This window comes from Microcoleus sp. CAWBG58, assembly GCF_020883045.1.
GTDB lineage: Bacteria > Cyanobacteriota > Cyanobacteriia > Cyanobacteriales > Microcoleaceae > Microcoleus.
Genome location: NZ_JAHRFA010000003.1, coordinates 91,657 through 107,300, shown reverse-complemented (window position 1 = coordinate 107,300; position 15,644 = coordinate 91,657). Strand labels below are relative to the sequence as shown.

Here is a 15,644-nt window from a genome sequence, read left to right as displayed (position 1 = left end):
TTAGGCTTGGCCTTTGACGAACCCTACTCACTATGGATGATTCATTGCTATGTGGTAGCTTGTTCGCTAATTGTTGGATGCAAAAGTTGAAGCGGTACGTTGTTGGGATGCGAGCCCTTCAAGAGCGCTCAAGCGCAACTACGTACCTTCAAGAGCGCTCAAGCGCAACTACGTACCTTCAAGAGCGCTCAAGCGCAACTACGTACCTTCAAGAGCGCAACTATGTATTTGATGTTTTGTTGCCCATTGGACGATCGCCTCAGTCAACCCATCTAATGTATATTCTGTCGCTTCTAGGTCTAACTTGCCCAATAAATTCTGGCAGCTTTTGGAGGTTTCCGGGCCGATGGAGGCGATGCAAACTTTTTCTAGCCAATTCTGAGATAAGGAGAATTCGGGAATTGTATCGATCAGGTGGCAAAAGTTATGTACGGTTTTGGAACTGGCAAAGGTTATGATATCTACGGCTTGATTCTGGAGTGCGGCTAGGGCGATCGGATCGATTGTTTCGGGACAGCAAGATTGGTACGCGGGTACTTCGATTACTTCTGCTCCTTTAGCAGTAAATTCTTTGACTAAAACTTCTCTTCCCCCACTTTCTACTCTGGGAAATAGGATTTTGCAGTTTGGCAAATTGTCGGGGAAGTTTTCGACTAGGGAATCGGCGACAAAGTTGGGGGGAATAAAGTCGGGTTGTAGTGAGTGCGATCGCAAACTTTCTGCTGTCTTTTTCCCAACTACTGCGATTTTAATGCCAAACAAGCTCCGCGCGTCTTTGCCTTTTGCTTGCAATCTTGCAAAAAACCAGTCTACGGCGTTGTGGGAAGTGAGAATTAACCAGTGAAAGCTTGACATTTGGTCGATCGCGCTATCCAACGGTTCCCAACTTGAAGGCGCACCAATTACTAAGGCTGGCATTTCGATCGCGCGGGCACCGAGTTGCTGGAGTCGATCGCTAAATTGACCGGACTGGGAAGCCGCGCGGGTGACTAAAATCGTTTTTCCGGCTAGCGGTTGGCTCGTGTTAGCGGTGACAGGTGTATGGCTCATGTTTGTGCTTTCTGGCTGGATTAAAAATTCGCGCAATCTAACTACTTCCCCAATGACGATGACGCAAGGCGATAGAGATTCACCTGTTGTTTGCTGTACAATGTGCGAGAGCGTGCCGATCCAGATTTGCTGTTCGGGGCGGCCGCAATCTCGGATAATGGCGATCGCAGTTTCGGGCGATCGTCCGTGTTTTTGTAATTGCCAGACTATCTCGCTTAAATTGCGCCCTCCCATCAAGATTACCAGAGTTTCTATCCGCACTAAAGCTTCCCATTCCAGCGCATCCGGTTCGTGGGCGCTCATCACTGCAAAGCAGCGGCTCATCACCGGATCTGTGAGCGGGATTCCTGCTAGTAAAGGTGCCGCAAATGCTGACGAAATTCCCGGCACAACTTCAAATTCGCAGCCTGCGATAATTAATGCTTGAATTTCGGAACTGGAGCGACCAAAAATAAATGGGTCACCACTTTTAAGTCGCACTACTTGTTTGCCAAGTTGGCAATGTTCTACCAGCAAACGGTTAATTTCTTGCTGCTGCGCGGAAGGTTTGCCGCCGCGTTTCCCCACTTCGATTTTCTGACAAGTTACTGGAATTAATGCGAGTTGCGGGATGTCGATGAGTGCGTCGTAGATTAAGACTTCGGCTTGGGAGAGCAGTTTTTGCGATCGCACTGTCATCAAGTTACAATCTCCTGGCCCCGCACCGACTAGATAAACTTTTCCTTTTGAGTTTTTCACGATTCTTCCTCCGTGGTATACTTTAATTGGGACTTACGCAATTCTCACAATTAGTAAGGTGGTTCAAATATTTAAACCCTGCATAATTTTTTGATAAATTCACCGAACGAACTCTACAATTTTAAGTAATAAGGCTGTATAAGCATTCTTCCTTCTTCCTTCTTCCTTCTTCCTTCTTCCTTCTTCCTTCTTCCTTCTTATGCAGATTATCATCATTGCGGCGGCCGATGCAAATTACTTTGAACTGGTGCGAGGCACTATTTTATCGGTGCGGGAAAAACCAGAAAGTGCAAATATTGCGATCGGCTTTTTCGATCTCGGCTGCACTCCCGAACAATTGCAGTGGCTGGAAACAAGAGTTAATTTCATTAAAAAACCCGATTGGGACTTCAACTTTCCCGGCAGAAATGAAGCACCTCACTATCTCAAAGGACTTTTAGCTCGTCCGTTTCTGCGCCGTTACTTCCCCAATTTTGATATCTACCTGTGGATAGACGCTGATGCTTGGGTGCAGGATTGGCAAGCTGTGGAATTATTCGTAAAAGGTGCGGCAAAACGGGGTTTAGCAGTTGTTCCAGAATTAGATAGAGGCTATTATTTAGCTTATGGCAAATTGCCTTGGTACTGGGAATTTGTTTATCGCGATTATCAAGCAGCTTTTGGGGAAGAAGTTGCCAAACAGTTGCACAGCTATCCAACTATCAATGCAGGTATCTTTGCGCTGCACAAAGATGCGCCGCATTGGGAACTTTGGGCCCAATATCTGGAGGAGGGATTGCAGCGGCACGTTTCTTTGATGACTGACCAAATAGCGTTAAATCGGCTGGTTTACGGTACTGAAATGTTCGATCGCACGGAGATGCTGCCGGCTGCGTGCAATTGGAGCTGTAACTTCGGTTTGCCCGTCTGGGACAAGCAGCTAGGCTGTTTTGTAGAGCCGTATTTGCCGCACGGGGCGATCGGCATTCTGCACATCACCGGTCACAAGCACGACTTGGTAAAATTAGCAACAACAGACGGGAATCAAGTAGAAATTAGTCTCCGCTACCAACCGATTCAACAGCCAGTATCCCCACAATTAAAATCAGAAAAAATGAGTGTACAACCACCCTCTCAAATTCAAAATAATCTATTACCTGTCGGAGATTACGTCTCACCCGGATTAAAAGTTATTCTCCCAGATGCGTACTTTCCCAACATGATTGTGGGCGATACTAATACTTGTCCGTGGCTGTATCTGCGCCGGGAAATCGAGCACAATTGGTATGTCGATCGCCGTGCTAGTTCAGTGGGATTTCTCAGTCGCGACGAAGCACATATCCTGTACAATACAGCCCTGCAATTTGCAGGCAAAAAAGCACTAGAAATTGGCTGCTGGCTGGGATGGTCGGCCTGTCATTTAGCCCTCGCCGGAGTTGAGTTAGATGTCGTAGATCCGCTATTAGAAAGAGAGGACATCAGACAAAGCGTTATCGATTCAATTCAAGGCGCTCTCAATGCGTCTGGCGTGCAAACTTCTGTGACGCTAGTACCCGGTTACAGCCCCCAAAGAGTAGAGCAATTAGCACAGGATTTGAACCGGAAATGGTCGTTAATTTTTATTGACGGAGAACACGAAGGAGATGGGCCGTTAAATGATGCGATCGCCTGCGAAAAATTAGCTGAAGAAGATGCAATAATTTTATTTCACGATTTAGCTGCTCCGGCTGTTGCTAAGGGTTTAGATTACTTAAAACAACAGGGATGGCAAACGATAGTATATCAAACAATGCAAATTATGGGTGCAGCTTGGCGGGGGAATGTCGAGCCTGTAAAACATCAACCAGATGCCAATATTTATTGGGAGTTGCCAACACATTTGCAGGGTTATAAAATTAGCGGCTTAGAGGGTATTAATTCAACCACAGACACCAAGCAAAACAAAACAAAACAATCAAATTATACAAGAGATTTTTACCAACTAATAGGAGAAGGAACTCGCAGTTCCGCCATACAAATTATTCCCCTGTTGTTAGACTTGCTGCAACCAACTTCACCTAAAAGCGTAGTGGATGTGGGCTGCGGTACGGGAAGTTGGTTAGCTGCTTTTCATAAATTGGGAATTGCTGACTGTTTGGGAATAGATGGCGATTATGTGGATCGCACTCTTTTACAAATTCCTTTAAATCAGTTCCAATCCGCAGATTTAAAGCAACCGCTGCAATTAACAAGAAAGTTTGACTTAGCAATTTCTCTAGAAGTTGCAGAACATTTACCAGCTACCTGTGCTGAAACCTTTGTTAATTCTCTCACTCAATTAGCACCAGTAATTTTGTTTTCGGCTGCGATACCGTTTCAAGGAGGTGTCGAACACGTTAACGAACAGTGGCCGCAATATTGGGTAAATTATTTTCATACAAAAGGTTTTGCAGTCGTGGATTGCTTGAGGAGAAAAATATGGAACAATGACAAAGTAGAGCCTTGGTACGCTCAGAATATATTTATTTTTGTTAAACAAGAATATTTATCCAGATATCCAATGTTAGTAAGTGAATATCAAAACAACGATTTGAATCAATTAGCAATTGTTCATCCGAAAATTTATTTTTATAGTTTACAAGCTGCTCAAAAGTCAGCCCAAACAGAAAGTTTCAGGCAAATTTCTGCATCCCAGCAATTGGAAAATCGACCTTTGGTATCTGTGATTGTTCCCTGCTACAATCAATCTCATTTTTTGCCACAAGCGGTAACTAGCGCAATTAAGCAAACTTACAAAAATTGGGAAATTATCATTGTCAATGATGGCAGCTTAGATACTACCAGCACAGTTGCCAAAAATTTAATAGCAGCAAATCCCCAGCATAAAATCAGGCTGATAGAACAAACAAATCAAGGGCTGTCTCTGGCAAGAAATGCTGGAATAGCAGCAGCAAATGGTGAATACATCATGCCTTTGGATGCCGACGATATTTTAGCTGAAAATGCCTTGAATAGTCTTTTAGAAATATGCTTAAAATCTCATGTACCTTGTGTAGCATTTGGTTCTTATCAAATGTTTGGCACAGAAAATCGCACAGTACCGAGTTGCGATTTGTATTCGCCGGAAAACATCAAGTACTCTAACATGATTCACCCGTCTTCACTGTATCACAAATCTATTTTGGATTTAGTGGCAGGTTATAAAGTTGGGATGAAAGAAGGTTACGAAGATTGGGAGTTTTGGGTGAATTGTCACAGACATAATATCGCATTTTTGGGAACGAAAGAAGTAGTTGTCAATTATCGGCGTTCCCAGGGTTCTATGTTGGACAAAGCTCAGAAATGTCATGAAAAGTTGGTAGCACAAATTGTTTGTTACAACCGCGATATTTACGATATTGAAAGTGTGAAGAATGCTGAGAAATTCTTGGAAGCAGGTAATTAAGGGAAAAAAAAGAAGGACTAAAGTCCTTACTACAAACCAGGTTCGTAGTGAGGACTTCAGTCCTTCAGGTTCGTAGTGAGGACTTCAGTCCTTCTTCAGGTTTGTAGTGAGGACTTCAGTCCTTCTTTATCCGATTATCTAAAGCCCCACCGTAAATCTGAATGTACATTAATATTGTTTGTTGGGTGAGGGCGGGTTTTTGAAATTGTTGGTTTTGAGGCGATTATTGTTGGTGAACCCGCCCCTACGGGAATTATGTATATAGCCCGCCAATAACATCAAGAAAACGCTTAACTTGTTTTTCCCAAGTCCAATCTAACATGAAATTCGCCGCAGCCAAACCCCGACTTTTCGCTGCTTCGCGATTAGTATAAACTTGCTCCAAAGCCTCGACAACTTCCTCAACATCTGACTCTCCCCAACCTTCTACACCGGGAAAATGAGCAGTCGGTTTGACTCGTCCTTGACTCGATAAAGGATAGCAAATGTTGCTATAAATCAAATCTAAATGTCCGGTATTTGCTGATAAAATAGTAGGAATTCCGCAGGCCATACTTTCCATGGCGACTAAATTAGTACCGCCTTCGCAGCGGTTGGTAAAAACAGCGCAGTCGGCTTCTCGCAAAATTTGTCCGGCGAGGTGATTGGGAATTAAACCGATGTCGATAAAAGATTCAACTGGTAAGCCGTTAGCCGCCAACCATTGCGAAATCCCTAAACTTCCGTCGCGGTTAATATTGGGAAGTCCCGCAACATTTCCGGTTTGTTCGATTCCTAGCATATATTGAGGCCAGAAGTTGTGCCAGGTTGTTAGTAGTAAAGCTTCTGGATGTTTGGAACGAAATTGTTTGAAAGCGGCGATGACAATATCTTGGCCTTTGCGATATTCTAATTTGCCGCCGGAGAAGATGACGAAGCGATCGCCAAATAAGTTAGATTTAGGTGCAGGATGGAAAATTGTGGGGTCAATTCCTTGGTTTACCATGGCGACGTTAGTTAAGCCGCAGCTTCTCAAAACATCGGCATTCCAGTGGGAACCGGCAACGATGGCGCGATATTTTTTGGCTGTTTCTAGCGCTGTTGCGGTGATGCGGGTGTCTTCAAAAAAGATGACTCCTACTTGACAAGGGCTGATTAGGTGATTTTCAACTCCCGAGGATGCTAAGTTATTCCCCAATGCGTAAAGTACGGGAAAGTTACAACTGATTTGTTTGTCGGAATTTGCTGTTACTAATTCCTGAAATTGTCTTTGCTTTTCTACTGCGGGTAATAAGAGGGATTTGTGAAGCGGGTTGATGGATTCTGAGGTAATGGACGGCGGTACTAAAAGTGCAACTTCCCAGGCGGGATTTCGCAGCAGTTGCAGTGTTAAATTCATGCCGTAAATTCCCCAGCCGCTGGTGATGCTGACTGGCCAACTGATGCCGATTCCTGTTATTTGTGGCGGGGTTTCTGGGGGGATATTTTGAGGCAGAACTTCTGGATATATGTTACCAGGTAGAGTCTGGAAATGAGTATTTTCTGTTATTTGTTGCGGAGTTTGTGGGAGGGAATTTTCAGTTTGAGCCTGGAAACTGGTAATTAGCTGTTCTAGGGCTGCTTCGATCCGATCGCCCACAGCATCCCAATCACCCGCCTGTGACTGCCGAAACAACCGCGCAGTGGGATACCAAGGGCTGTCTTCCCGTGTCAGCATCCACCGCCAATCGGGCATGAAAGAGAGCAAAATCCAGACGGGTTTGCCCAACGCACCGGCTAAGTGGGCGATCGCAGTATCGACGCAAATTACTAAATCTAGTTGTGAAACAATCGCTGCGGTGTCGGCAAAATCGACGCAATATTCGCTTAAATCGGGGATTTGTTGTTGATTCAATAAAGTTAAATCGCCCGCAGACAAGTCTTTCTGAAGGCTGTAAAAACTCGCGCCCGGAATATCTAAAAACTTCATAAAGTCGCTCAGTTTGCAGGATCGATCGTGATTTTTGCGGTGCAGAGGCCCGCCCGCCCACACAATACCTACTTTTAGTTGATTGTTCGATTCTAGGGAAAGTATACAATCATCGGGCGCTGTCAAATAAGGAATATTTGCCGGGATTGTTTCTAAAGTCGTTCCCAGAATTCGCGGCAAGCTTAGCAGCGGTGCTTGCACCTGAAAATCTAGCAAATTCTGCGGGTTTGTGACTACAGTATCTACGCCTGCGACTTTTTCAAACAAACGCTTGAGCGATTGATGGCAAGCAACTATAACTTTGCCGCCTTTTTGCTTGACTAAAGGTGCGTAGCGGATAAAATGAATCGCATCGCCAAAACCTTGTTCTGGGTGCAATAAAATTGTTTTTCCCTGCAAATCGGAACCATCCCACAGCGGGCGATCGCAATAGCGTGGCTCCAATTCTTGAGTTTGCCAGCGCGATTCGTACTCCGCAAAACCAAGCTGGAAATTGCCAGTTAACAGCAAAGCAAATGCTAGTCTAAAACGCAAGTCTGGAGATTCTGGAGATAGTTGAATTGCTTTAGTATAGCAGTCGATCGCCTCCGCAACTCTTCCTTGTTCTTCCAAGGCATAGCCTAAATATAAGTTGGTTTTGCCCAGCTTGGGATTAATTGCTAGTGCTTGCTGGTAGTGCGAAACTGCCTCGGCTGTTTGTCCGTTTTCCTGTTTGAGATAACCTAAATATGTGTGGGCTTCGGCGTGGTTGGGCGAGGCGGCGATTACTTGTTCGTAACGCGCGGCGGCGGCTGCTTGGTTGCCTTGTTTTTGTAATGCCTTGGCTGTGTGAAACTGTACGTCTATTTCTGTTAGTGTGTTGGGAGCGATCGCACTTGATGCTGGTTTCGCTTGGCTGGGAATTAACTCTTGCAAAGCGACTTTTACGCGATCGCCCACGCCATCCCAATCACCGGGTTGTGACTGCCGAAACAACCGCGCAGTCGGATACCAAGGGCTGTCTTCCCGTGTCAGCATCCACCGCCAATCGGGCATGAAAGAGAGCAAAATCCAGACTGGTTTGCCCAACGCACCGGCTAAATGTGCGACAGCAGTATCGACAGTAATTACTAAATCTAGTTGCGATATCACTGCCGCAGTATCGGCAAAATCGTTCAAATTGTCGCTCAAATCTATGACAGCAGTTTGAGTTAACAAAGTAAGATCGTCCGCCGACACTTGTTTTTGCAGACTGTAAAAAGTGACACCGGGAATATCTAAGAATTTCAAGAAATAGCTGAAATCGATCGATCGCATAAAATCCTTCAAATGTTCCGAACTTCCAGCCCAGACAATTCCTACTTTGAAATTGCCATCGGAATTTAGCGAAAATTGCCAATTCGGCGGCGCTGCTAAATAAGGAACATTGGCGGGTATATTGTCTAAAGTTGTTCCGAGAATGTGCGGCAAACTCATCAAGGGTGCTTGCACTTGGAAATCTGGCAATTCTTCCACCCGCACCGCCACTTGTTCGATGCCAGGAATCTGCTTAAATAAACGCTTCAGTTCTTGATAGCAAGATATAATGACTTTGCCACCTTTTTGCTGGACAATGGCGGCGTAGCGGACAAATTGAATTGCATCGCCCAAACCTTGTTCGCAGCGGAGCAAAATAGTTTGTCCGTTCAAATCTGAACCGTCCCAAACCGGCTTGTCAAAATTCAACCGCGGCAATTTTTTCGCCTGATCTGTGTGCCACCGCCACTCGTATTCTGCTAAACCGCACGGCAAGTCACCTGTCAACAGCAAGACTAAGCTTAAATTGAAGTGAGCTTTAACACAGTTGGGAGCGACTGCGAGAGCTCGATTGTAACAGGAAACTGCCCGATTTACGTCTCCCAATAGTTCTACAGCACTGCCTAAATTAGTCAGGGCTTCTACATAATTTGGTTGCAAAGAAACTGCTCGCTCAAAGCTCGAAATTGCCTGCTCTATTTCGCCAGCAGCCAAATATGAATTTCCCAGGTTATAGTGTCCTTGAGGATTGTTCGGTTCTGCTGCAATTGCCCGCTGGTAAAGCCTTTGAGCTTCGGCTGGCTGACATTTTGCTTGCATCGCCACGCCCAAATTCACTAGGGCGGGTACGTAATTGGCATTAAAAGAAAGTGCTTGCTGAAAATAGACGATCGCACTTTGGAGCTCGCCCTGCTGCTGGAGAGTCGCGCCGAGATTGTTCAAAGCTTTGACATAAACGGGATTTAGGGCGATCGCCTTTTGAAAGCAAATTACCGCCTCGGCTATATTCCCCCGATCTTGCAGCAAAATACCCAAGTTATTTTGCGCTTGAGCGCAGTTGGGGTCAATTTCGATCGCGCGCTGATAATAGGTGGCAGCTTCGGCTAAATCGCCTGTTTGGTGCAGCGTGACGGCTAAATTAGTAGCGGATTCGATGGAATCTGGCTGCAAAACCAAAGCATTCTTAAAATATGCGATCGCATCAGCCAGCTTTCCTTGGGATTTCAGCAGATTTGCGCGATCGAATTGTTTCTTCGCTAACTCAATATTAGACTGGGCTGTTTCATTCTCAGGGCGATCGCGATCTCGTAGGGGTAGTGCCCCCGTGCCTACCCCCTCTACCAACCCGGAGGGCGGGCACGGGGGTAGTGTCCCTACCAATTCGGAGGGCGGGCACGGGGGTAGTGTCCCTACCAATTCGGAGGGCGGGCACGGGGGCACCGCCCCTACCAACCCGGAGGGCGGGCACGGGGGCACCGCCCCTACCAACCCGGAGGGCGGGCACGGGGGCACCGCCCCTACCAATTCGGAGGGCGGGCACGGGGGCACCGCCCCTACAAGAGGCTGAAACAGATCTGCAATATTAGACTGAATATTAGATTGAATTTCTATTGACTGTAGAGCTTCCTGACGCTCAGCAATTTTTGCTTGCAGCGCCAAAGTAACCCGATCTAAAACTCCATCCCAATCCCCCGCTGCTGACTGACGAAACAAGCGCGCTGTCGGATACCAAGGACTATCTTCCCGCGTCAACATCCACCGCCAATCCGGCACAAAACACAGCAAAATCCAGACGGGTTTGCCCAAAGCACCAGCCAAATGCGCTACAGAAGTATCGACAGTAATTACTAAATCCAAAGCCGAGATTACGGCAGCAGTAACTGCCATATCGTGTAAATTAGAGCTTAAATCTGTGACGGGCATTCGCTCTAACCAAGCACCCTCGTCTGCTGTCATTTGCTTTTGCAAATTGTAAAAATCCGCTCCGGGAATCTCTAACAGTTTTGCCAACAAATCTAGCGGGAACGATCTTACCTTATTTTGTGAATGTTGAGGATTTCCAGACCACACAATCCCTACTTTTAAATTAGGAGTGTTTGGCAAAGCGCATTCCAAACCTTGTGGTGGAGCTAAATAAGGAACCTTAGCCGGTATAGTTTCTAAGGTTGTTCCTAGAATGTGCGGCAAACTCATTAACCGCGCGTGAACTTGAAAATCCGGCGCCTCGTCGGGATTAATTATTAACCCATCGATTCCCGAAACTTGGGCAAACAACCGCTGCAAGTGCGGCAAACACCAAACAATTACCTTGCCGCCTTTTTGCTTGACTAAGTCTGCGTAGCGGATAATCTGAATGGCATCGCCCAAACCCTGTTCCGGGCAAAGCAAAATAGTCTTTCCCTCCAAATCTTTGCCGTCCCAAATCGGCTGCATAAAGTTGTGGGAAGGAAACTCTTTTTCTTTAATCAGCAGCCGCCATTCGTACTCGGAAAAACCGCGCTGCAACTCTCCAGACAGCAGCAAAGCCAAACCTAAATTTAGGTGAGATTCCGGGTTAGTTGCATTGAATTGAACTGCTTGACTGTAACAGGTGACAGCATCCGCAAATTGGCCGCCTTGGTGCAACGCTTTTCCTAAACCGTTGAGGGGATTCATGTTACCAGGTTTTAACTCGATCGCCCTACGGTAACAATCGATTGCCTCTGCCATATTTCCGGCTTCCTCAAAAGCTTTACCCAGATTGTTCAAAGCTTCGGGAAACTCGGGTTGTAAGCTCAAAGCTTGCTGGTAACAGGCGATCGCATCTACAATTTTCCCCTGTTTGTGCAGGACAATTCCCAGATTGCAGCGAGCGTTAGCATTGGCTGGCAACTGCTGAACTGCTTGCTGGCAAACGGCTAGAGCCTCATCTAACTTATCTTGCTGGTGCAGGGAACTTCCCAAACCGATCAGAGTTTCGGCTAAATCTGGTTGCAGTGCCATCGCTCGATCGTAATAGGCGATCGCATCGGCAATTTTGCCTTGCCGGATCGAGGCGTATCCTAAGTTGTGCAAGGCGTCTACATAATTGGGTTCGAGAGCGATCGCCCGTTCGTAATGCGCGATCGCGCGATCGTAATTTGCGCCCGTTTCCTCTCCTCGTTCCTCCAAAGCAATCCCCAAATTCAAATAAGCCACAGCGCAATCAGGATTGACTTGAATCGCTTGCTCGTACAACCTGACAGCCTCCGCCACATCCCCCTGCTCTTCCCGCAGCAAGCCCAAATTAACCATCGCTTCCGCGCAATTCGGATTCAAAGACAGCGCCCGCTGGTATTGGACGATCGCACTTTCGTTCTCCCCTGCTTCCGCCAGGGCACTGCCCAAATTGCTCGCAGTTTCCCCCAAATTCGGATCGATTTCTAAGGCTTGTCGGTAATGCGCGATCGCCTCCATTAACCGCCCGCTTTGCTGTTTGACAACACCTAAATTGCTGTAGGCGGCTGCATAATTCGGATCGATCGCGATCGCCCGCTCGTAACATTCGATCGCCCCGCCCAAATTACCCTGCTGTTGCAAATCTCGGCCCAACCGCAACTCCCAATCCGCCGCCTCCGACGGCACAAATCCAGCAGCAACAGCGCCTAGAGCCTCCGCCACCCGAGCGAAAACGCCCTCCCAGCCGCCTCTTTCCCGTTGCCGAAACAGCCTTGCACTCGGATACCAAGGACTGTCTTCGCGCTCCAACAACCACCGCCAATCCGGGGAAAACGCCAGCAAAATCCAGACTGGTTTGCCCAAAGCGCCCGCCAAATGGGCGACAGCCGTATCCACAGTAATTACTAAATCCAGTTTGGCGATCGCAGCAGCAGTATCGGCCAAATCGCCAAAATGCGGGCTCAAATCGACGATCGGCGTTTCATTCAACAACTCGCGATCGGCCTCTAAAACCTCCTTCTGCAAGCTGTAAAAAGTTACCCCCGAAACGTCCAAAAGCGGCAGAAACTGACTTAAACCGCAAGAACGCTGCATATTTTTGCGGTGTTTGGGATTCCCCGCCCAGACAATCCCAACTTTCAAATTGCGATCGGGCAAAAGTCCAAATTCAGCATCCGCAGGCGGAGATAAATAAGCAGCAGTTGCCGGAATTGTTTCCAACCTTGTACCGAGAACATAGGGTAAACTCAACATTGGCACTTGCACGTCAAATTCCGGTAGCGGTTCACCTCTAACTATCAACAAATCAATGCCATCGATCGTGGCAAACAAACGGTGCAATTGCGGGTAACAGTCAACAATTACCCTACCGCCTCGATCTTTGACAATCTCAACGTAGCGAATAAACTGAAGCGAATCGCCTAAACCTTGTTCGGCGTGCAGCAAAACAGTCTTTCCCTGCAAATTGGAACCATCCCACAGCGGCCGGTATTCTCTTGCCGAAAGCGTATTTCCCGGTGCCGTCAAATAACAGGAATGACCTGTTTTAAATTCTTTAATTTCCCAGCGCCACTCGTATTCGGCGAGGCCGTTTTCATAATCTCCCGCCAACAGCAAAGCCAAGGACAAATTCAGGTGAGCGCTAGCATGATCCGGGTTCAGAGAAATCGCTCTTTTGTAACAGGCGATCGCATCTGCAACTGCGCCTTTTTCCAGAAAAGTTCTACCTAAATTATTGATAGCCTCCACAAAATCCGGCAGCAATTCCAGCGCTTTGTGATAATACTCCAGTGCCTCTTCTAAATTGCCCTGTTCTTGCAAAACAGTTGCCAGATTGTTGTAAGCTTCCCAGCTATGGGGTTGAATTTCCAGCGCTCGGCGGTACAGATCGAGCGCCTTTAACAATTCCCCTTTTTCTTGCAGCGCCACCGCTAAATTAATCAGTGCGGGCACGAAATCCGGTTCCGCAGCCAGAGCTTGTTCGTAAAGTGCGATCGCCTGTTCCACTTTACCTTGTTCCTCAAAAATCTTTGCCAAGTTGTAAGCTGTTTGAGGAATATTGGGAGCGAGCGCTAAAGCTTCTTGGTAATGCGGAATTGCTGCATCTAATTCTCCACTTTCGTGTTTGAGAAAACCATAATTAATTCGCGCTTGGAAACACTTGGGAGCGAGAGATATAATTTGTTCGTAAAGTGCGATCGCCTCTAGCTTGTCGCCTGTTTCCATTAAATGTTCTGCTTGTTGCAATAAATCCTCTAAAACAGCCGAATTTTCATCGCCCGTTGCCACAACAGATGTCTCAATTCCCTGGGAATGCTTGAGGGCGGAGTCATTTCCTAAAGCTTCACCCGCAGTCATAAATATTTGTTGGTTTTCCGCAACCAAGCTAGCGCCTGTCATTTCCAGCGGCAGACTTTTCGCAACATCCTCAGCAGAAGTAGCAGAATTTGCGATCGCAAACAAACTCAAAGCCGCTTGCACATCCCCAAACAATTCTTCCCAACCTTCCGGCTGACTTTGGCGGAAAAGCCTTGCAGTTGGATACCAAGGATTGTCTTCGCGATCCAGCAGCCAGCGCCAGTCAGGAGCAAAAGATAACAGCACCCAAACCGGTTTACCCAAAGCACCAGCCAAGTGCGCTACAGAAGTATCGACACTAATCACTAAATCCAGTTGAGATATCGCAGAAGCCGTATCAGCAAAGTCGTTTAGATGCGGGCTCAAATCCGGGACTAGATGCTGGTGCAACAAAGTGCGATCGCTCTCCGACAAGTTTTTTTGTAAACTATAAAAAGCAACTCCCGGAACATCCAAGAATTGAATAAAATCGCTTAAACTGCAAGAACGTTGATGATCTTTACGCCGCTGCGGGCTTCCCGCCCACACAATCCCTACCTTTAACTTAGCATCAGAAGCAAGTGCAAAACTGCACTCAGCAGGCGGAGCCAAATAAGGAACATTTGCCGGAATTGTTTCCAGAGTTGTCCCCACAATTCTCGGCAAACTCATCAGCGGTGCGTGCACGTCAAATGCTGGCAAATCCTCAAAACAAACTGATAAATATTCAATCCCGGCCACTGTTGCAAACAACCGCATCAAATCCGGATAGCAAGCCACGATAACTTTAGCGCCTCGGCTGCGAAGCACCGGCGCGTAGCGAATAAACTGAATCGAATCGCCAAAGCCTTGTTCGAGGTGGAGTAAAATAGTTTTACCCTGCAAATCCCCACCATCCCAAAGCGGCTGTGGAAATTGTCTTGCTTGTACTTGCGAAGTGCACCACCGCCACTCATATTCAACAAAACCGCGCTGGAAATCTCCAAACAATAGCAAAGTCAACGCTAATTCCAGGTGTGCGATCGCATTGTCTGGCTGCAATTCCAAAGCTCGATGGTGACAAGCAAAAGCCTCTTGAAATTCCCCTAAATCAACTAAAGCGTGGGCGAGGTTGTTAATCGCATCCACAAAATCCGGCTTCAGTTTTAATGCTTGTCGGTAGTGGGAAATTGCTGCTTTAGTATTGCCTTGCTCGTGGTAAAATGCTCCGACATTGTTCTGAGCTTCCGGATTGTGAGGTTCTAAAGCTATAGCTTGCTGGTAGCAGTCAAAAGCTTCGGGCAATTTACCTTGCTGCTGAAAAATCCTTCCCAAGCCGATCAGAGAATATGTCAAACTGGGATTAATTTTTAAAGCGTGCAGGTAACAGGCAACTGCCTCATTTAATTGATTTTTGTCTTTTAACAAGCCTGCTAAATTGTGTGCAGTTTCCACCAGGCTTGGATCGAGTCCGAGCGCTGTTTGATAATATGAAATTGCCGAGTCAATTTCGCCCGAGTGCTGTTTGAGCCAGCCCAAATTGTTGTATGCTAGTGCCGAATTGGGCTGAATTTTGATAACTTGTTCGTAACTGGCGATCGCCCTTTGAGTAGCCCCGACATCCATCAAAACATGAGCTTTGTTTAAATGTGCCTCTACAAAATCCGGGTTTTGGGCGATCGCGCGATCGTAAAAGTCGATCGCCTCAGCCACTTTTCCCTGCTGCCTGACAGCAATTCCCAACAAACACAACACGTTTGCTGACTCCGGCTGCGCTTCCACAATTTCCCGGTACAAATTTTCAGCTTCTAACAAACGCCCCGCTTGATGATATTCCCAAGCTATGTTCAAAGAATCTTCACCACGCATTTTGACGGCAGATTTTTGCAATTTTTTCTTAGAAGCCATAGTTGTCTTTGTTGTTTGGGAGCTCGCTAACTTGTAATTACCAACTTATTCTAATCTGTTAACTCTTCCTACCTTCTGCATTTGCTGTGC

General features: G+C 46.8%; 3 protein-coding genes. 1 reads left to right on the top strand and 2 read right to left on the bottom strand.

Translation table 11 applies throughout. From position 1 onward, the window contains the following. Nucleotides 1-198: 198 nt before the first annotated feature. Entirely contained in the window at nt 199-1,788 is a 1,590-nt protein-coding gene (gene cobA, locus QZ918_RS01865; RefSeq protein WP_293330391.1) for a uroporphyrinogen-III C-methyltransferase, read from the bottom strand. Between the two features lie 199 nt (nt 1,789-1,987). Between cobA and QZ918_RS01860 the strand changes: the two genes are divergently transcribed. Next, the gene (locus QZ918_RS01860) at nt 1,988-5,191 is read left to right on the top strand and encodes a glycosyltransferase (RefSeq protein WP_293330389.1); all 3,204 of its coding nucleotides are present in this window, start codon (nt 1,988-1,990) and stop codon (nt 5,189-5,191) included. Between the two features lie 253 nt (nt 5,192-5,444). On the opposite strand, the gene QZ918_RS01855 is transcribed toward QZ918_RS01860, so the two are convergent. Beyond that, complete coding sequence (locus QZ918_RS01855) at nt 5,445-15,554, bottom strand: tetratricopeptide repeat protein (protein WP_293330387.1); 10,110 nt, start codon at nt 15,552-15,554, stop codon at nt 5,445-5,447. Nucleotides 15,555-15,644: the final 90 nt, after the last annotated feature.